This is a genomic window from Micromonospora sp. HUAS YX12, from assembly GCF_040215685.1.
Taxonomy (GTDB): domain Bacteria; phylum Actinomycetota; class Actinomycetes; order Mycobacteriales; family Micromonosporaceae; genus Micromonospora; species Micromonospora tulbaghiae.
Genome location: NZ_CP157974.1, coordinates 2903430 through 2921952 on the forward strand (window position 1 = coordinate 2903430; position 18523 = coordinate 2921952).

Sequence of the window (18523 nt, forward strand, 5' to 3'; positions counted from 1 at the left end):
CAGCTCATGGTCGAGTCACCGGCTCCTCCAGCCGGCTGCCTAAACCATCGATACGACCGCGTCACGTCGGCCAGCGTACCCGACGCGCGCCGGAAGTCCCGCTGTCGTTCCGAAGTGCGGAACGCGGGGTATGTGATCGCCATGACCACGAGCCACGACCCGAGTGACCAGGAACGGATCGAATCCCGAGCGCATCTGCTGCCGGAGGAGGCGGCGGCGGGCAGCGACGACGCCCAGGCGCAGGCCGACGCGATCCTCACCGAGTCCGACATCCGCGAGGCGGACCAGAACGCCGCCCCCGACACCGTGCTGGAGCACCGCACCTCCGAGCAGACCGTCACCCCCGTCGAGCCGCCCGACTGAGCGCGGCGCCCCGGGCCCGGCGGGAACCCCGGTAACCGTCGTCCCGCAGCCGGGCCAGCGGGCCGGTCAGGCGCAACCCCGGCGGCACGTTGCCGATCGGGTCGAAGGCGAGCGCGGCGTCCTCGGCGGCGCCGCGCTCGTCGTCGAGGCGTACCTCGCCGAACGGCCGCCACCGGCCCACCGCCGAGGCCACCGCCAGCACCAGCCGGGGCTCGTCGGCCGCGACCGCCGCGACCGCCTCGGCCAGGCCGCGACCCAGGTCGGGCGACTCCGGGTCGGCCAGCACGGCCAGGAACAGCCGCCGCCCGCCGGCCCGGAACGGCATGATCGACGTGTACGTCCCGGTGAAGCGCCGCCGGGGCAGCGGCAGGTTCCGCAGCACCGGCGCGGCGCCGCTGGAACTCCACAGCAGGTCCACCGGCGGCTCCGGGTCACGGTGCAGCCGTACCGCCACGCCCAGCACGTCCGGCCAGCCGCCCGGCGTCGGCACGCCCTTGGACAGGCGGATCGTGGCGGGCCACCGGGCCGGCAGGTCGAGCAGCGGAACGCCGGTCGGCGGTCCCGGCGTACCCCAGATCCGGGCCTCGCCGGCGAACGTCCGCCCGGCCGGATGCAGCAGCCGGGCGTGCCGGATCCGGGCCAGCGCGGCGGCGGCGCGCTCGACGGCGGAGGGTGTGGTGGCGGCCATGCCCGCACGGGTACCCCGGCGCGCACCGACGATGCTCGGGCGCGCGTGTCACCTTTCCGCCTCCGAGATCGGATAGCGTCGTCTCATGCCCGACAGCGGTTTCCCCTGGCCGATCGAGACGACCCGACTGGACAACGGCCTGCGCGTGGTGGTGAGCGAGGACCGCACCGCCCCGGCCGTGGCGGTCAACCTCTGGTACGACGTGGGCTCACGCCACGAGCCGGCGGGACAGACCGGCTTCGCCCATCTCTTCGAGCACCTCATGTTCGAGGGTTCGGTGAACGTGGCGAAGACCGAGCACATGAAGCTGATCCAGGGCGCGGGCGGCTCGCTCAACGCGACCACCAACCCGGACCGGACCAACTACTTCGAGACGGTCCCGGCCGAGCACCTGGAACTGGCGCTCTGGCTGGAGGCCGACCGGATGGGCGGTCTGGTGCCGGCGCTGACCCAGGAGACGCTGGACAACCAGCGCGAGGTGGTGAAGAACGAGCGCCGGCAGCGCTACGAGAACGTGCCGTACGGCGACGCGTGGCTGCGGCTGCTGCCGCTGCTCTACCCGCCCGGCCACCCGTACCACCACGCGACGATCGGGTCGATGGCCGACCTGAACGCCGCCGACCTGGCCACCTTCCAGGAGTTCCACAGCACCTACTACGCGCCGAACAACGCGGTCCTCACGGTGGTCGGCGACACAGAAGCGGCGGAGGTGTTCGCGCTCGCCGACAAGTACTTCGGCGGCCTCGCCGCGCGCGCCGACATCCCGGCCGCGCCGGACGGCCGCGCGGTGCCGGCCACCGGCCGCCCGGCGGTGGAGACGGTCACCGCCGACGTGCCCGCCCCCCGCGTCTACGTCGCGCACCGCACCCACCCGTTCGGCACCCCGGGGTACGACGTGACCACGGTGCTGGCCACCGTGCTCGGCAGCGGCCGGGGCAGCCGCCTCTACCAGCGGCTCGCCGACGGTGAGCGGATCGCCCAGCCGGACCTGGTCGGCGCGTACGGGGTGGATCTGGCGCACGCGCCCGCTCCGCTGATCGCCACCGCCACGGCCCGCCCCGGGGTGAGCGCCGAGCGGCTGCGCGACGGGCTGGCCGACGTGGTCGACGAGCTGGCCACAGTGCCGGTGACCGCGGCCGAGCTGGACCGCGCCAAGGCGCTGCTGAGCACCATGTGGTGGCGGCAGATGTCCACGGTGGACGGGCGGGCGGACACGCTCGGCCGGTACGCCACCCAGTTCGGCGACCCGGCCCGCGCCGCCGACCGGCTGCCGGCCTGGCTCGCGGTGACCGCGGAGCAGATCGCCGAGCAGGCCGCCGAGCTGCTCGGCGCCGGCGACCGGGTGATCCTGACCTACCTGCCCGAGGAGAAGTGATGTCGCTGATCGCCACCCGTCCCGGCCCCGGCGCCGCCCGCGCCTACCGGTTCCCGCAGGTGGTCCGGCGGACGGCGGCCGGCGGCCAGGTGGTCGCCGCGCACCTGCCCGGGCAGAACCTCGCCGTCGCGGTGCTGCTGCTGGACGGCGGCGCGGGCCGGGAGCCGGTCGGCAAGGAGGGGCTCGGCGCGGTGCTGGCCAAGGCGCTGGAGGAGGGCACCGCGCAGCGGGACGCCACCGCGTACGCGCTGGCCATCGAGGCGCTCGGCACCGAACTGGCGACCGGGCTCGACTGGGACTCGTTCCAGGTGAGCGTGCAGGTGCCGGTGGACCGGCTGACCGCCGCCGTGGAACTGCTGGCCGAGGCGGTCCGTACGCCCCGGCTCGACCCGGCCGACGTGCTGCGCGTACGCGACGACGAGGCGACCGCGCTGCGGATGGACTGGGCCAACCCCGGCCCGCGCGCCGACGCGGTGCTGCGGGCCGAGCTGTTCGGCGCGCAGCACCGGTGGGGCCGCCCGCTCTACGGCGACCCGGACAGCGTGGCCGCGCTGGAGGTCGACGACGTCACCGTCTTCCACTCGGAGTGGTTCATCCGCCCCGGCACGCTCGTCGTCGCCGGTGACCTGGAGCGGATCGACCTGGACGCGCTCGCCGCGACCGCGTTCGCCGGTGCCGGCGGGGGCCCGGTGGAACGCGGCGGCCCGATCGACGTGCCGCTGGCCGGGCAGCGGCGGATCATCCTGGTCGACCGGCCCGGCTCGGTGCAGTCCACGCTGCGGCTCGGGCACCCGTCCCCGCACCGCGCCCACCCCGACCACGTGCCGATGACGCTCGCCGGCACCGTGCTCGGCGGCGCGTTCACGTCCCGGCTCAACCACCTGATCCGGGAGGTACGCGGCTACACGTACGGGATCCGGGGGGACTTCGCCTCGTCCCGGCGGTTCGGCCGGTTCGCGGTCAGCTCCGGCGTGCAGACCGCGGTGACCGCGCCGGCGCTCGTCGAGTCGGTGGGCGAGATCTCCCGTACCCAGCTGACCGGCGTCACCGAGGACGAGCTGGAGGTGGCGCGTTCCTGGCGGGCCGGGCAGCTCTCGGTCGAGTTGCAGAGCCCACGGGCCATCGCCGCGGCGCTGAGCACGCTGGTCGTGCACGACCTGCCGGACGACTACCACGCACGGCTGCGGGAGCAACTGCTCGCGGCGACCGTCGAGGACGTCTCCGCGGCGGCCGCGACCTACCTGCACCCCGAGTCGCTGACGATGGTGATCGAGGGGGACGCGGCGGTCATCCGGGACGAGCTGGTCGCCAGCGGTCTCGGCGAGGTGGTCGACCACACGTGACCGGGCGGGGCGGCGGGTCTGTGATTCCCGTCGCCCCGCATCCGCGCGGTGGGAAACGTTTCCCACCCGCACCGCCCGTCTGGGTAGCCTCGCGGGCATGAGGATCGGCATTGTGGGAGCCACCGGTCAGGTCGGTGGCGTCATGCGGCAGGTGCTGGCGGAGCGCGAGTTCCCGGCGGAGCAGGTGCGCCTGTTCGCCTCGGCCCGGTCGGCCGGGCGCACGCTGCCCTGGCGCGACGGCGAGGTCACCGTGGAGGACGCGGCCACCGCGGACTACCGCGGCCTGGACATCGTGCTCTTCTCGGCGGGCAAGGGCACCGCGAAGGAGCTGGCTCCCCGGGTCGCCGAGGCCGGCGCCGTGGTGATCGACAACTCCTCGGCGTTTCGGATGGACCCGCAGGTGCCGCTGGTGGTGGCCGAGGTGAACCCGCACGCGATCGCGGACCGCCCGAAGGGCATCGTGGCCAACCCGAACTGCACCACGATGGCCGCCATGCCGGTGCTGCGCCCGCTGCACGACGAGGCCGGACTGGTCAGCCTCGTCGTCGCCACCTACCAGGCGGTCTCCGGCGCCGGCCTGGCCGGGGTGGCGGAACTGGACGAGCAGGTCCGCAAGGTGGCCGAGGACGCCGCCGGGCTCGCCTTCGACGGCGGGGCGGTGGAGTTCCCGGCGCCGCGCTCGTTCGCCCGCCCGATCGCCTTCAACGCGCTCCCGCTGGCCGGTTCGATCGTCGACGACGGCTCCGACGAGACCGACGAGGAGCAGAAGCTGCGCAACGAGAGCCGCAAGATCCTGGACATCCCCGGGCTGAAGGTCTCCGGCACGTGCGTGCGCGTGCCGGTCTTCACCGGTCACTCGCTGCAGATCAACGCCCGGTTCGCCCGGCCGATCGACCCGGCCCGGGCCCGTGAGCTGCTCGACGGCGCGCCCGGCGTGGCGCTGCGCGACGTGCCGACGCCGCTGGAGGCGGCCGGCCAGGATCCGACGTACGTGGGCCGGATCCGGGCCGACGAGACCGTCGAGCACGGGCTCGCGCTGTTCTGCGCCAACGACAACCTGCGCAAGGGCGCGGCGCTGAACGCCGTGCAACTCGCCGAGCTGGTCGCCGCCGAGCGCTGACCCCGCAGGCGTCCGTGCCGGGTCACCCGGCACGGACGCCCGCACAGTGGGTATGCCCGCCGGGTCGCCGGCCGACCCGCGCCGGCAGGGCGGGGGTGCCGACATGACGGCCGAAGGGGACACCGGGGACGCCGGGGTGCGTTCGGACACGGGCCGGGCGATCGGGTTCAGCGACGCGGTCTTCGCCATCGTCATCACGCTGCTGGTTCTCGACCTGCGGGTGCCCGAGACGGAGCCGGGCGGGATGCTGCGCGCGCTGCTCGACCAGTGGCCGGTCTACCTCGCCTACGTCACGTCCTACCTGTACGTGGCGGTCAACTGGCTGAACCACAAGGGGACGTTCCACCGGGTCCACTGCGCCGACCGGGGACTGCACTGGGCGAACCTCGGCGTGCTGTTCAGCGTCGCGCTGCTGCCGTTCGTCACCGCGCTCGTCTCCCGCGCCGTGGAGGAGGGCAACGTCTTCGACGAGCAGGTCGCGGTGTCCGCGTACGCGCTGGTCGGCGTGCTCCTGTCGTCCGCCTGGCTCTGGCTCTACCACTACCTGAGCCGGCACCGGGAACTGCTGGAGCCGCACGTCCCCGCCCGGTTCTTCGGGGCCGAACGCGTCCGGGCGCTGTTCGGCGTCCTCGCGTACGCGATCGCCGGTCTGGTGGGCGTGCTGCTGAGCGTGCCGGCGGCGCTCGTGGTGCTCCTGCTGCTGCCGGTCTTCTACGGGCTGTCCAGCAACGGCTTCTACGACCTGCGCCGACGCCTGCGCCACCGGCGGTGACGCCCGCGTTACCCCGCCTGCGGCGGCGGGTAGACCGCGGTGCTGACACCGAGAGGGGAGCACCATGACAACGGTCGGAGAGTTCATGACGACCCGGTTGGTGACGATGGACGGCAACGACACGCTCATCGCCGCGGCACAGGAGATGCGCGACAGCGCCATCGGCGACGTGGTGGTGACCGACGGCGACAACGTGGTCGGCATCGTGACGGACCGGGACATCACGGTACGGGGCGTGGCCGAGAACATGGACCCCACCGCCACCCGGCTCAACCAGATCACCAGCAAGGACGTGGTGACCGTCAACCCGAACGACGACGCCGTGGCCGCAGCCGACCTGATGCGCACGTACGCGGTCCGCCGTCTCCCGGTGGTCGACGACGGCCGTCTGGTCGGCCTGATCTCCATGGGTGACCTGGCGGTGGAGCGGGAACCCCAGTCGGTGCTCGCGGACATCAGCGCCGACGACCCCAACAACTAGACCTGTCCGCCGCGATGACGCCGGCTTCCGGTTCGGGGGCCGGCGTCGCGCGCCGCGACGGTGCCGCCGCCCTCACCCGGTTCGGGCGAGGTTGGCCCCGGATCGGGTGGGGACACGGAGCGTCGACAGGTAGACCGCGGATCGCGGGAGGAGTCGCCCAAATGGTGGACATGACCACGAGATTCTTCGAGGACCTGGATCGGCGGGGGTTCGAGCCCTTGCTGGTCAAGACCTCCGGAACGCTCCGCTTCGACCTGCACGAGGGCCCGCACACCATGCACTGGCTGCTGGAGATCGATCACGGCAAGCTGCGGGTCCGGCAGGAGGACGGAGAGGCGGACGCGGTGGTCGGCATCGAGCCGCGCCTGTTCGCCGAGCTGGTCAGCGGTGAGGAGAACACCATCCCGGCGCTGCTGCGCGGTGACATGACAGTCGTCGGCGACCTGCGGCTCGTGTTGCAGGTCGAGCGGGTCTTCCCCGGTCCGCCGGGCTCCCGCGGACCGCACCACACGTTCGGCGGGAGGGGTGCCTGATGCCCGGGAACAACACCGTCCGGATCCTGGACGGCAACACGTTCGTGGTCAGCGAGGACACCGGCGACATCGAGGCCACACCGAGCGAGCCGACCGGCCTGTTCTCGCTCGACACGCGGTACCTGTCGAAGTGGGTGCTCACCGTCAACGGCGAGCGGCTCAACGCGTTGTCCTTCGACGACCTCCAGTACTACGAGGCCCGGTTCTTCCTGGTGCCCGGCATGGCCACGCACTACATCGACGCGAAGCTGTCGATCATCCGGGAGCGGGCGGTCGGCGGCAGCTTCCGGGAGACGCTGACCATTCTCAACCACGACGAGAAGGCGGTCGACCTGGAGATCCGGATGGACGCCGGGTCCGACTTCGCCGACCTGTTCCAGGTCAAGGACGAGATCCTGAACAAGAAGGGCGAACACTACGCCGAGGCCGAGTCGGACCGGCTGCGCCTGGGCTACCGGCGCGGCAACTTCCGGCGCGAGACCCTCGTCTCCGCCAACCAGCCCGCCCGCTACGACCAGCGCGGCTTCGCCTGGAGCATCCGGCTGGAACCCAACGAGCAGTGGGACGCCGTCATCGACGTGCAGACGTTCGCCATCGGCCCCGGCGGCCGGGACCTGCGGATGGGACTGCGCGCGCACGGCACCGAGCGGCTCGCGCTCCAGCACGACCTGGAGGAGTGGATCAGCCGGGCCCCGAAGCTGAACAGCGAGCACGAGAAGCTCGCCGCGACGTACCGGCGGAGCCTGGTCGACCTCGCGGCGCTGCGCTTCTCGCCGCTGTCGCTCGGCGGGCAGACGCTGCCCGCGGCCGGCCTGCCCTGGTTCATGACCATGTTCGGCCGGGACAGCATCCTCACCTGCCTCCAGGTGCTGCCGTTCGCGCCGGAGATGTCGAAGACCACGCTGCGCATCCTCGGCGCGCTCCAGGGCACCCGGTTCGACGACTTCCGGGACGAGGATCCGGGCCGGATCCTGCACGAGATGCGGTACGGCGAGACCGCCGCGTTCGAGGAGCAGCCGCACTCGCCGTACTACGGCTCGGTGGACGCGACCCCGCTGTTCGTGGTGCTGCTCGACGAGTACGAGCGGTGGAGCGGAGACGGCGCGCTGGTCAAGGAAATGGAACTGGAGTGCCGGGCCGCGCTGAAGTGGATCGACGACTACGCCGACCTGCTCGGCAACGGCTACATCTGGTACGAGCGGCGCAACACCGACACCGGCCTGGAGAACCAGTGCTGGAAGGACTCGTGGGACTCCATCTCGTACGCCGACGGCACGCTGCCGCCGTTCCCGCGTGCCACGTGCGAGGTGCAGGGGTACGCGTACGACGCGAAGATGCGGGCCGCCCGGATGGCCCGGGAGTTCTGGGGCGACCCCGCGTACGCCGATCAACTGGAACGCGAGGCGGCGGAGCTGAAGCGGCGCTTCAACAACGACTGGTGGGTCGCCGACCGCGGCTTCTACGCGCTCGCGCTGGACCCGGACGGGCGCCAGTGCGACGTGCTCAGCTCCAACATCGGCCACCTGCTGTGGAGCGGGATCGTGGACGACGAGCGGGCGCCGAAGATCGCCGAGCATCTGGTCGGCCCCCGGCTCTGGTCCGGCTGGGGGGTGCGGACGCTGGCCGAGGGCGAGGTCCGCTACAACCCGATCGGCTACCACAACGGCACGATCTGGCCGTTCGACAACTCGTTCGTCGCCTGGGGCCTGCGCCGGTACGGCTTCGCCGAGGAGGCCGCCACGGTGGCCAACGGCATCCTCGACGCGGCCACCTACTTCAACGGCCGGCTGCCGGAGGCGTTCGGCGGCTACCGGCGCGAGCTGACCAAGTTCCCGGTGGAGTACCCGACCGCGTGCAGCCCGCAGGCCTGGTCGACCGGGGCGCCGATGCTGCTGCTGCGCACCATGCTCGGGCTGGAGCCGCACGAGAAGCACCTGGCGGTCGACCCGCGGCTGCCGGTGGGCATGGGACGGATCGAGGTGCTGGACATCCCGGGCCGCTGGGGCCGGGTGGACGCGTTCGCCCGGGGCCGGCTCGACCTCGACGAACCGGCCGGCTGAGCGGGCCGGCGCCCGGGTGGCGGGTCAGTGCCCGGGTGGCGGCGCGGTGTGTGCCTCGTTCGGCGGGAGCAGGCAGAACTCGTTGCCCTCCGGGTCGGCCAGCACGGTCCAGCGCGGCAGCTCGCGGACGACTGTCGCGCCCGCCTCCAGCACCGCGGCCCGCTCCTCGGCGTCGCCGACCAGGTCGAGGTGGATCCGGCCGGGTTCCGGCAGCATGTCGGCGGGGCTGATCCACAGGTCCGGACGCCGCCGGTGCGGATCGCGCAGCAGCACCGCCTCGGCCGGCGCGAGCGTTCCCTCGGCGAGCTTCACCCGGTCCGCCTCGACCACCGGCAGCCCGGTGACCGCACTCCAGAACGGGGCCAGCAGGTAGGGGTCGCGGCAGTGGATGACGATCGCGGCGAGGTCGGGCATGCCTCGAACCTAGTCGCCCGCGGCGGCGGGCAGGACGCGGTCCAGGAACGCGGCGGCAGCCGCAAGCAGGTCGGGCCGGGCCAGGTCGAGCGCGTGACCGCCGTGCGTGAGCCACAGATGCGCCGGGTGCCCGGCGGCGAGCAGCCGGCCGGTCAGCTCGATCGGCTGGGCGGCCGGCACCGCGACGTCGTCGCGCCCCTGCACCAGCAGCACCGGCACGCCGGAGCCGAGGTGGGTGGCGACGGTCGCGTCCGTGGTGGCCGGATCGCCCGTGGCCGGCGGATGACCCAGCAGGTCGGTCCACGGGTCGTCGCCGGGGGCGCGCCGGCGCCGCTGCTCCGGGTCGAGCGGGTCGACGGGTGCCCAGTACGCGAGCACCCCCGCCACGTCGCCGGGCCGGTCCACCCCGCGCAGGCCGAGTTGAAGGGCCAGCATCCCGCCGGCCGAGTCACCGCCCACCAGCAGCGGCAGGCCGTCCGCCCCGGCCCGGGCGGCCCGGGCTGCGGCGCGGACGTCGTCGAGCTGGGCCGGCCAGCGCGCCTGGTGCGAGAACCGGTACGTGGCCGGGACCACGCGCAGCCCGAGTGACGCGAGCGCCGCCCCGTCCTCCTCGGCGCGGGCACGCCAGCCTCCGCCGTGGATCCAGAGCAGCACCGCGCGTTCGGTCATGACGCCATCGTCGCCGCGCCCAGGCCGGTGCGAACCCGGGTCTGCCGAGGGCAGATCGGCCCTACGGTCGCGTAACCTACTCGGGGTAAAGTTTCGGTATGTCGGAACTCGTGTACCCACCTGTGATCACCGCCGCGAAGACGATGTTCCGGCTCCTCGACCTGCGCCTGGACGTGTCCGGCAGCGAGCACGTGCCCCACGCCGGCGGCGCCGTGCTCGCGTCCAACCACGTGAGCTACCTCGACTTCATCTTCTGCGGCTACGGCGCGCACCCGGCCAAGCGGCTGGTCCGGTTCATGGCGAAGGACAGCGTCTTCCGGCACCGCGTCTCCGGTCCGCTGATGCGCGGCATGAAGCACATCCCGGTCAACCGGGCCGCCGGCGCCGGCTCGTACGCCGCCGCTGTCGGCGCGCTGCGCCGGGGCGAGGTGGTGGGCGTCTTCCCGGAGGCGACTATCAGCCGCTCCTTCACCGTGAAGGATCTGAAGAACGGGGCGGCCCGGATGTCGCAGGAGGCGGGCGTGCCGCTGCTGCCGGTCGCGCTCTGGGGCACCCAGCGGCTGTGGACCAAGGGCCGCCCGCGCACGCTGACCCGCCGGCACACCCCGATCACGATCATCGTCGGCGAGCCGATGGACCCGTCCGCCTACCCGGACGCCACCGTCATGACCGCCGACCTGCGTACCCGCCTGTCGGCGCTCGTCGACCGGGCCCAGCGCGAGTACCCGGACAAGCCGTCCGGCCCGGACGACACCTGGTGGCAGCCGGTCCACCTGGGCGGCAGCGCGCCGACCCCGGAGGAGGCAGTCGAGCTGGACCGGTCCGAGCGCCGCACCCGCAGCGCCTCCTGACGCTCGCCCCTCCCGCCCTCCACCGGATTGCGTACGGGGAGCGTCAGCAGGCGGAGCCGGGCTGGTCGTGGGCGGGGAAGCCGGACCACGCCCACGGCGACGCCTCGGCCTCCGGCGGACGGTAGTAGTCGTCGCGGGACAGGAACTCCACCGGCAGCGAGCCCGGCAGCGTCACGGTGCCCAGCGTCGGGCCGGGGGAGGCGGCCACCCGGACGGCGAGGGCGTCCCGTTCCGGCGGGGACAGGTCCACCAGCTCGGCGTTGGCGAGCCGGAAACCGGCCACCGAGCGGCGTACCTGCCGGGCCAGCCCGGCGACCAGACCGACCGGGCCGGTCAGCGCCAGCGCCGGCTGCCGGATGGTGCGCAGCGCGTCGCAGACGATGCGCAGCTCGGCCATGCCGTCGCCCACCTCGGCCAGCTCCAGCCGGGACGGCCACTGCCAGCGGATCTGGCCGCTGACCAGGCGGGACAGCCGGACCGGCCGCCGGTGCCGGGCGCCCGCCCGGCCGTCCCGCCCGGACACCACCGACAGTTCGGAGCCGGTGCAGACGTACGCCAGGCGGCGCTCGGTCACGGTGATCGTCGCCGGAGCGGGCAGCGACCAGCAGCGGACGTCCTCGCTCGGGCCGAGCAGGTGACCGGCGACGCGCAGGCGGTGCTGACCGAGCAGACGTTCGCCGGGCTCGGGTACCAGCTCGTAGCGCCGGTCGAGCACGGGACGGGTGGGGTCGTCGTCGGCGTCGAACCGATGCGGTCCGACGAAGAAGGGTGTGGCGTCCTCCGGCACGGTACGACCTCCCGATGACGGTTGGCGGTACCGGTGAGCCTGCCCGATTCCTGGGGCGACTGTCATGACACCTGTTAGGGGGTCGGCCGGTCGGCCGACGCCTGCGACCGGTAGATGCCGATATCTTCCGGTCGGACGAGTCCGTCCTCGATCGCCCGGGCGAGCAGTGCCGCCTTCGTGGCGGCCGGACGCCCCGCCCGGGTGTACTTGATCCGCGCCCGGTCGACGTACTGCTTCACGGTGTGCTCACTGATCTGCATCCGGCGCGCCACCGACGCCTTCGACATCGACTGGAACCACAGCAGCAGCGCCTCGCGCTCCTTGTCCGACAGGGACGGACGATCCGGGCGGGCGTCACCGACCATCGCGCCGGCCAGCGCCGGCGGCACGTACGGCCGGTCGCTCGCCGCCGCCAGCACGGTGGCCACGCAGTGCTCGCGCCCCTCGTGCTTGGCCAGGAACGCGACCGCCCCGGCATCGAGCGCGGCGAGCATGGTCTGCGGGTCGCTGTGCTCGGAGTAGACCACCACCCGGCGCCCGGCCGCGCTCAGCTCGGCCAGCTTGTCCAGCACCATCCGGCCGTGCAGGCGCAGGTCGAGCAGCACCACCTCGGCGTCCGGCGCGGCCCGCAGCACCTCGTCCGGGTCGTCGCCGGTGGCCAGCACCCGCAACCGCGGTTCGCCGGCCAGCCAGGCGCGCACCCCGTCGATCACCACCGGATGGTCGTCCACGATCGCCACCCCGATCGGGGTCCCGGCGTTCACGTCCGCCGCCAGCGGGTCTGCGTCCATCTGATCTCCCCGTCCCGCTCGTGCAGGTGTTCCACCGGCCCGTCCCCGCCGGTCGCCGGCTCGTCCGGGCCGTCGTGATCCGGTGTCACCAGGCTGACCACCACCTCGTCCGGGCCCGCCACCACTGTGAGCCGCGCCCAGCCCTCGGCGGCGGCGAGCGCCGCGGTGAGCGGGTCGGCCAGCCCGCGCCGGATCTCCACCGGCAGCTCCGGTAGGGTACCGACCGACACCAGGTCGATCGGCAGTCCGTTGCGCTCGGCCAGGTCGGCCGCCGCGCGCAGTTCGTGCAGCAGCGCGTCCGGCACGTCGTCCGACTCGGCGATGAGCCGGCGCAGCCGGGCCGCCGCCAGCACCGAGCTCCGCCGTACCGCCGGGTCGGCCGGGTCGGCGTCGCCCGCCGCCAGTTCGGCCAGCACCTCCTCGGCGGTGCCGCTGACCAGCGCCAGCCGCGCCTGCCGTTCGGTGCGGGCCCGCTCGGCCGCCTCCTGCTCCGCCGCCACGGCGAGCGTCGCCGCGGCGGTGGCCGCCCGGTCCCGGGCCTGCGCGGTGAGCGCCGCCGCGCCGACGAAGACCGCCACGGGCAGGGTGGAGGTGCCGTAGACGTACATCGCGGCGCGGCTCAGGTCGGCCGGCGCGGTCGCCCCGTACGACACCACCGCCGCCAGCGCGATCGTGCCGTGCGCGGCGAGCATGACCAGCAGCCAGCGCACCGGCCGCTGCCAGAGCACCAGCAGGAAGAACCAGGCCAGGCCGCCCCACACCCAGTTGGCGGTGCTGAACAGGAACCGCTCGCCGGCCCCGGCGACCACCGCCGCGTCGACGATCAGCAGCACCGCGGCCAGCGGTCCGGCCGCCGGCAGTCCGCCGCGCAGCAGCCGTACCCCGGCACCGACCCCGACCAGCGCGGTCACCAGCCAGCCCGCCGCCACCACGGCCGGGACGGCCATCCCCGGCCCGGCCTGCCACACGGCCGGCAGCGCCACCGCCAGGTGCCAGGCCGCCGCGATGACGATCGCGGCGACCCGCGCGCCGCCGTCGGACGCGTCGGCCACCGCGTGCGCCTGCGGCGGGGCTGTGGCCGACGCGGAGCGCGTCGCCGTCCGCGGCCGGGGCAGCGCGCGCAGCGCGGAGCCGGCCGCCACGGCCGTACCCGACTCACTCGCCATCGGACCACTCCAGCCGAATCCGGGTACCGGCGCCAGGGGCGGAGGTCACCAACGCCCGACCGCCCACAGTGCTCATCCGCCCGTGGATCGACTCGCGCAGCCCGTACCGGTGGGCCGGGACCGTGGACGGGTCGAAACCGGGACCGTCGTCGACCACCTCGACCACGACGGTGCCGCCCTCGCGGGCCAGGCGCAGCGACGTGGCCGCGCCCGGCGCGTGCCGCGCCGCGTTCGCCAGCGCGGCGGCGGCGCTGTCGGCGAGCGCCGTGGCGACCTCCGCCGGCAGCCGGCACGGCGCAAGCGTGGCGGTCACCGCCGGCGCGGGCGTCCCCGCCAGCACCTCGCGCAGACGTTCGTCCAGGTCGGCCTCGCCGGCCGCGGTCGCGGTCCGCGCACCCGCCAGGGCGGTGAGGGTACGCAGATCGTCCGCGCACCGCTCGCGCAACGTCGCCGAGTCGGGTACGGCGCCCAGGCCGACCATGGTGAGTGTGCCCAGGACGGTGTCGTGCAGGTCGCGGTTCTGCCGCCGTTCCGCCTCGCGGGCGGCGCGCGCCACCACCGCCTCGTGGGACAGACGCTGGTAGTCGGCGAACGCGGCGTCGGCGCGGGCGATCCGGCGGCGCATCACCGCTGTCATCACCGCCGCGCTGCCGGTCTGCACCAGCAGCGTCCCGGCGTGCGCCCGGGCCTCGACCGGGTTGCCGGCCAGCGTGGTGCCGGTGACGTACGCGGCGGTGACCAGCAGGCCGGCCGGCACGGACCAGCGGGCCGGGGCGGTGGCCTGCGCGTTGATGACAGTCGAGCTGGCCAGCACCGCGATCCAGCTCGCCTCGCCCGGCAGCACCTCCGGCGCGACGAGCCACGGGACGGCGAGCGCGGCGGCGGTGGTCAGCGCCACGTCACCGGCGACCAGCGCGCCGCCGATGCCGTGCCGGAACGCGCGGAACGCGTACCAGAGCGACCAGGCGGTCAGCACGACGACCGCGGGGATCAGCAGCGCCACCCGCACCGGCGGCGTACGCACCGCCAGCGCGACCACCGCGCCGACCAGGCCGCAGGTGAGCCGCAGCAGCGCCGGCAGGGTGGTGAAGATCAGGCTGAGCGCGTCGCCCGCCGGGCGGGCCAGCGGGGCCCGTGACAGGGGCATGGCGGCAGCGACCGGCATCGGGGGGATGTCCTTCCGGCAGCGACCCGGCCGGGTCCGCGCGGGCATAGATTGACGCCGAAGAATAACATGGTTTGTCGCAACTGGTCACCCTTGGTGCTTGACGTGTTTCGCTCCGGCGTAAAGCAGGCGGCGGTCCGGCCCGGCGGTCAGCGGCGCGCGGCGGCGAGCAGATGGGCGCTGGCGCCGAGGATCGCGGCGTCCCGCTCGAACGTCTCGGCGCAGGTCACCGCGTCGGCGAACAACCGCTCGTGCGACCCGGTGCCGAGCGCGTTCAGCAGCGGCCACAGCGGACCCTCCACCCCGTACACCTCCGGGGTGGGCAGTCCGGCCGCGACGAAGTCGGCGGCCAGTTCCTCCGGCCGGTGGAAGAACGCGGTGGTGAAGCCGGTGCGCGGATCGTTCACCCCGGTCTCGTACTGGGCGCGCAACGACTGCCGGATGTCCTCGTCCAGCCGGCCCTGCACGCTCAGGTCGATCAGCGCGGCGTGGCGGCTGATCGCCGCCGCCACGATCGTCCCGCCCGGCCGGGTCACCCGCGCGGCCTCGCGCAGCGCCGCCACCCGGTCGGCCTGCCGCGGCAGATGGTAGAGCGGGCCGAGCAGCAGCGTCGCGTCCGCCGCCGCGTCGGGCGACGGCAACGCGCGGGCGTCCCCCACCGACGCGTTGACCAGCGGGTACGCGGACCGCGCCGCCGCCACGTGCGCGGGCACCAGGTCGACCAGGTGCACCCGGTAGCCGGCCGCGGCGAGCGGACCCGCGTACGCCCCGGGACCACCGCCGACGTCCAGCACGTCCGCAGGTGCGGCGGGCAGCAGCCGGGCGAGCAGATCCCGGGTACGCCGTGCCTCCAGCCGGCCCTGCGGTGACCCGTCCAGCCGGTCGGCCTCGGCGTAGACCTCGGTGTAGTAGCGACTGACGTCCGGTTCGGCCGGTCGGTGTGCGGGCATCGATCGATGGTCGCCGAGAAGCGGAGCCGCAGCATCCGGTTTACGGTTGCCGGCGTTGCCTACCCTGCGGGGTATGGCATACCAGCCGGCCATGGTGCCGCCGAAGAAGTCCAGGCGAACGCTGTTCATCGTGCTCGGCGTGGTGCTGGCGATCTGTTGCTCCGGCGGTGTGCTCGCCGGCTTCTTCCTCTTCCGGGCCGTGCAGGAAGTCACCGGCCCGGCCCGGTCCACAGCGGAGACCTACGCCGAGGCGATCGTCGGCCGCGACTATCCCGCCGCGTACCGGCAGTTCTGCTCCTCGGTGCGCGACCGGGTCAGCGAGGCGGACTTCACCCGGCAGCAGTCCTCCCAGCCGGAGTTCACCGGCTACGACGTCATCGGGCTCAACGTGTCGAACAACAACGGGCGGGTGAGCGGGTCGACGACCATCCGCTTCACGCCGGCGGTCGGCACGAACGTGACGCAGTCGTTCCCGATGGTCAAGGAAGACGGCGAGTGGCGGATCTGCGAGTGAGCCGGTAGCGCGCGTCCGCGCGTACCTGATCCACTTGTCGCATGGCCTCATCTCCCGCCACACCGCTTCCGCCGGACGTCGAGGACCGGCTCGCCCGCGACCGCAACGTCTGGCTCTGCACTCTGCGCCGTGACGGCTCCCCGCACGTCACGCCGGTGTGGTTCGTCTACGCCGACGATGTCTGGTGGATCGGCTGCGAGGGGCGCAGCGTCAAGGCCCGCAACGTGGCGGCCGACCCCCGCGTCTCGCTCGCCCTGGAGGACGGCGTCCACCCGGTCGTCGCGGAGGGCGTCGCCCGCCTGCACCGTGCCGACTTCCCGCCCGCGATCGTGGCGGCGTTCGCGGAGAAGTACGGGGGATGGGACATCCGGCAGCCGGTCACGCCGGACGGGGACCGGGTGCTGCTGGAGGTGCCCGTCCGGCGGTGGCTGCTGGCCGGCACGGCACGCTGATTCTCAGTCCCCCGAGAACCCCCAGAAGTAGAGCTCACTCGGGGCGCCCGCGTCGTCGTGCAGTACGGCGTACCGGCCGAACCAGCGCTGCTCCGCCAGCGGTGCGAGCGCCTGGACGTGCGCGCGGGTCGGCCTGGCGACGCCCGCTCGTGCGAGCGCCTCCGCCTCGGTCACCGGCGCAAGCGTCCCGAAGTCGGGCTCCTCGCCATCGGCCAGCACCCACGTCATGTCCAGGATGGAGTGGGTGCCGGACTCCTGCACCCGCTCGTCCGCCCACAGCTCCTCCTCGCTGCGGGGACGGTCCGGGAAGTCGGCGGCGGACGAGCCGAACCCACCCGGCACCGCCCACCAGTAGTCGCCGGCCTCGAAGACCTGCCGGCGCAGTTCGTCCAACGCGGCCTGGGCATCCGGCTGGTATGCCGTGAAGTAGTTCCAGCCCGATGCGCCCATGCTGCCTCCCGGTGATCCCGCTCGTCGGCCGCCACCGCCCGGCGGCGTACGCGATCATGCCCGAGGCCACCGACGAAACCGGCGGGTCATCGCGGCCAGGATTGCTGTGCCACTCTCTCCGCCATGCGCTTGTCGTCGGGTCTGCGAGTCACCGCGGTCGTGGCCGGCCTGCTGTCGGTCGGAGCCGCACTGCTAGCCATGCGGGAGGCGTCGCTTCTGTGGGCCGTGGTCACGCTGGCGGCACTGTGCGGCCACGCGCTCACGGCCTCCAGCGCGCCCCGGGTGAGGTGGAGCGTCGCCGCCGGTGCCGGGCTGCTCGCCCTGCTAGCGGCGGCGAACCTGCTCTGGCATCGGGGATGGGGGACGGACGCGGGAGAGCCGGCACGGGGCCAGGCGGCGGCGAGGGCGTACCTGCTGGAGCGCTGGCAGGACGGCATGGACCGGCAGCGGCTCATCGCGTGGGGTCTCGTTCTCGGCGTACTCCTGCTCGCGGTCGCCGTGTCGGCGCTGCCGGCACGCGGCGGGCGGCATGGTGTGGTGACGACGGTCCTGGCGCTGGCCGCGCTCGTCTGGTGCGGGCTGAGCGTGGCGTCGACGCCCGACGAACCGCCGCTGCTCGACCTGTTCGCCGCGGTGTGGCCGGGGTTGCTCGCCGTGCTCGTCACCGCCGGGGTGCTCGCGTTGTCCGGATGGCGGAGCGACCGACGCGGGCTCCTCCCGACCGGGATGATCCTGCTGACGCTGGTCGCCGTGGGAGCCTGCTCGGCTCTCGCCTCCATGTGGGCGACCTGGTGGACCCTGGTCGAGCCCGCCGAAGACGCCTTCCTGCAAACGGGGATCATGGTGAGCACCAGCGCTCCGGCGGCAAGTGCTCTCGAGGTTTCCTCGGCCGTCGAGATGGCTGTCGCTCTCGGCGGCGTGGGGCTGGCGGTCATCGGCGCACTGCGCGCTTCCGGCGAGACCGGTCGTCCCTAGACCATCGGCGGCCCTCGTTCGCGAACGGTCGGGTCTACGGTGGCCGACGTGAGCGACGACGCGCCTGTAGTCGAGGTGGTGCCCTACGACCCGGCCTGGCCCGCGCGATTCAAGGTCGAACAACGGCTGTTGTCGGAGGCGCTGCCCGACGCGCTGAGCATCGAGCATTTCGGTTCCACCAGCGTTCCCGGACTGGCTGCCAAACCCATCATCGACATCCTGGTGGTCGTACCCGAGGTAGATGTGGTCGTCGCCGACCTCCGGCCACTCGAACAGCTCGGATACATCTATCGTCCGATGGCCTTCCCCGACGACGATGACCACTTGTTCTTCGCGAAGGACACGGCTGGGAAGCGAAGTCACCACCTGCACGTCTTTGGCGCCAGGTCGCTGGTGCCGCAGGCGAACCGGCTCTTTCGCGCCTACATCGCGGCCACTCCAGACGCTGCCCGTCGCTACGAGGCGGCAAAGAGGCGTGCAGCCGAGCTGCATCCCCACAGCCGGGCCCAGTACGGCGCGGCGAAGGAGGCAGTCTTCACGCAGTTGTCGGCCGAGGCCCGGCGGTGGAGCCGATTCGCCGGGCGCCAGTCGGCAGAGGACTAGA

General features: G+C 73.5%; 22 protein-coding genes. 13 read left to right on the top strand and 9 right to left on the bottom strand.

Features of this window, described 5'->3' with window-relative positions; all coding sequences use genetic code 11:
• Positions 1-141: 141 nt before the first annotated feature.
• Positions 142-363, top strand: a complete 222-nt coding sequence (locus tag ABIH81_RS14110; RefSeq protein ID WP_091423325.1) for a hypothetical protein — start codon at positions 142-144, stop codon at positions 361-363.
• Here ABIH81_RS14110 and ABIH81_RS14115 read toward each other — a convergent pair.
• A complete protein-coding gene (locus ABIH81_RS14115) occupies positions 338-1051 on the bottom strand; it encodes a phosphodiesterase (protein WP_349880689.1) in 714 nt (237 codons plus the stop codon). The genes ABIH81_RS14110 and ABIH81_RS14115 overlap by 26 nt on opposite strands.
• Before the next feature lie 85 nt (positions 1052-1136).
• Here ABIH81_RS14115 and ABIH81_RS14120 point away from each other — a divergent pair, with 85 nt between their 5' ends.
• The 7 genes from ABIH81_RS14120 (at position 1137) to ABIH81_RS14150 (ending at position 8735) form a co-directional block, all read left to right on the top strand.
• Positions 1137-2426 (top strand): pitrilysin family protein, encoded by a 1290-nt coding sequence (locus ABIH81_RS14120; RefSeq protein ID WP_349880691.1) that lies wholly within the window; start codon positions 1137-1139, stop codon positions 2424-2426.
• Positions 2426-3769 carry a pitrilysin family protein gene (locus ABIH81_RS14125; protein WP_349880692.1) on the top strand — a complete coding sequence of 448 codons (1344 nt, stop codon included), beginning with the start codon at positions 2426-2428 and terminating at the stop codon, positions 3767-3769. Before ABIH81_RS14120 ends, ABIH81_RS14125 begins: the two co-directional genes overlap by 1 nt.
• Before the next feature lie 97 nt (positions 3770-3866).
• On the top strand, positions 3867-4889 hold the full coding sequence (locus tag ABIH81_RS14130) for an aspartate-semialdehyde dehydrogenase (RefSeq protein WP_349880693.1): 1023 nt from the start codon (positions 3867-3869) through the stop codon (positions 4887-4889).
• A gap of 103 nt (positions 4890-4992) precedes the next feature.
• The gene (locus ABIH81_RS14135; RefSeq protein ID WP_349880694.1) at positions 4993-5661 is read left to right on the top strand and encodes a TMEM175 family protein; all 669 of its coding nucleotides are present in this window, start codon (positions 4993-4995) and stop codon (positions 5659-5661) included.
• Between the two features lie 64 nt (positions 5662-5725).
• Positions 5726-6142: a CBS domain-containing protein gene (locus ABIH81_RS14140; protein ID WP_349880695.1), complete on the top strand. Its 417-nt coding sequence runs from the start codon at positions 5726-5728 to the stop codon at positions 6140-6142.
• Positions 6143-6303: 161 nt separating this feature from the next.
• Positions 6304-6675 carry an SCP2 sterol-binding domain-containing protein gene (locus ABIH81_RS14145; protein WP_349880696.1) on the top strand — a complete coding sequence of 124 codons (372 nt, stop codon included), beginning with the start codon at positions 6304-6306 and terminating at the stop codon, positions 6673-6675.
• Positions 6675-8735, top strand: a complete 2061-nt coding sequence (locus ABIH81_RS14150; RefSeq protein WP_349880698.1) for a glycogen debranching N-terminal domain-containing protein — start codon at positions 6675-6677, stop codon at positions 8733-8735. Before ABIH81_RS14145 ends, ABIH81_RS14150 begins: the two co-directional genes overlap by 1 nt.
• 24 nt (positions 8736-8759) lie before the next feature.
• On the opposite strand, the gene ABIH81_RS14155 is transcribed toward ABIH81_RS14150, so the two are convergent.
• Positions 8760-9149 carry a VOC family protein gene (locus tag ABIH81_RS14155; RefSeq protein ID WP_349880699.1) on the bottom strand — a complete coding sequence of 130 codons (390 nt, stop codon included), beginning with the start codon at positions 9147-9149 and terminating at the stop codon, positions 8760-8762.
• A gap of 9 nt (positions 9150-9158) precedes the next feature.
• The gene (locus ABIH81_RS14160) at positions 9159-9818 is read right to left on the bottom strand and encodes an alpha/beta hydrolase (RefSeq protein WP_349880701.1); all 660 of its coding nucleotides are present in this window, start codon (positions 9816-9818) and stop codon (positions 9159-9161) included.
• A gap of 98 nt (positions 9819-9916) precedes the next feature.
• Between ABIH81_RS14160 and ABIH81_RS14165 the strand changes: the two genes are divergently transcribed.
• The gene (locus ABIH81_RS14165; RefSeq protein WP_349880702.1) at positions 9917-10669 is read left to right on the top strand and encodes a lysophospholipid acyltransferase family protein; all 753 of its coding nucleotides are present in this window, start codon (positions 9917-9919) and stop codon (positions 10667-10669) included.
• A 43-nt stretch (positions 10670-10712) separates the two neighbouring features.
• Here the strand turns inward: ABIH81_RS14165 and ABIH81_RS14170 are convergent, their stop codons facing one another.
• From ABIH81_RS14170 to ABIH81_RS14190, 5 genes are all read right to left on the bottom strand, one after another.
• Entirely contained in the window at positions 10713-11456 is a 744-nt protein-coding gene (locus ABIH81_RS14170) for a hypothetical protein (RefSeq protein WP_349880703.1), read from the bottom strand.
• A 74-nt stretch (positions 11457-11530) separates the two neighbouring features.
• Entirely contained in the window at positions 11531-12247 is a 717-nt protein-coding gene (locus ABIH81_RS14175) for a response regulator transcription factor (RefSeq protein ID WP_013288128.1), read from the bottom strand.
• The gene (locus ABIH81_RS14180) at positions 12217-13413 is read right to left on the bottom strand and encodes a hypothetical protein (protein ID WP_349880705.1); all 1197 of its coding nucleotides are present in this window, start codon (positions 13411-13413) and stop codon (positions 12217-12219) included. The genes ABIH81_RS14175 and ABIH81_RS14180 overlap by 31 nt, the downstream gene beginning before the upstream one ends.
• On the bottom strand, positions 13403-14578 hold the full coding sequence (locus ABIH81_RS14185) for an ATP-binding protein (RefSeq protein WP_349880707.1): 1176 nt from the start codon (positions 14576-14578) through the stop codon (positions 13403-13405). The genes ABIH81_RS14180 and ABIH81_RS14185 overlap by 11 nt, the downstream gene beginning before the upstream one ends.
• A 149-nt stretch (positions 14579-14727) precedes the next feature.
• The gene (locus ABIH81_RS14190; protein WP_349880708.1) at positions 14728-15528 is read right to left on the bottom strand and encodes a class I SAM-dependent methyltransferase; all 801 of its coding nucleotides are present in this window, start codon (positions 15526-15528) and stop codon (positions 14728-14730) included.
• A 73-nt stretch (positions 15529-15601) separates the two neighbouring features.
• Here ABIH81_RS14190 and ABIH81_RS14195 point away from each other — a divergent pair, with 73 nt between their 5' ends.
• On the top strand, positions 15602-16042 hold the full coding sequence (locus ABIH81_RS14195; protein WP_349880710.1) for a hypothetical protein: 441 nt from the start codon (positions 15602-15604) through the stop codon (positions 16040-16042).
• 41 nt (positions 16043-16083) lie between these two features.
• Entirely contained in the window at positions 16084-16494 is a 411-nt protein-coding gene (locus tag ABIH81_RS14200) for a TIGR03618 family F420-dependent PPOX class oxidoreductase (RefSeq protein WP_349880711.1), read from the top strand.
• Positions 16495-16497: 3 nt separating this feature from the next.
• Here ABIH81_RS14200 and ABIH81_RS14205 read toward each other — a convergent pair whose 3' ends face one another.
• On the bottom strand, positions 16498-16944 hold the full coding sequence (locus ABIH81_RS14205; protein ID WP_349880712.1) for a hypothetical protein: 447 nt from the start codon (positions 16942-16944) through the stop codon (positions 16498-16500).
• 123 nt (positions 16945-17067) lie between these two features.
• Between ABIH81_RS14205 and ABIH81_RS14210 the strand changes: the two genes are divergently transcribed.
• Together ABIH81_RS14210 and ABIH81_RS14215 are read left to right on the top strand one after the other, a co-directional pair.
• Positions 17068-17919, top strand: a complete 852-nt coding sequence (locus tag ABIH81_RS14210) for an aminopeptidase (RefSeq protein ID WP_349880713.1) — start codon at positions 17068-17070, stop codon at positions 17917-17919.
• A 48-nt stretch (positions 17920-17967) separates the two neighbouring features.
• The gene (locus tag ABIH81_RS14215) at positions 17968-18522 is read left to right on the top strand and encodes a GrpB family protein (RefSeq protein WP_349880714.1); all 555 of its coding nucleotides are present in this window, start codon (positions 17968-17970) and stop codon (positions 18520-18522) included.
• Position 18523: the final 1 nt, after the last annotated feature.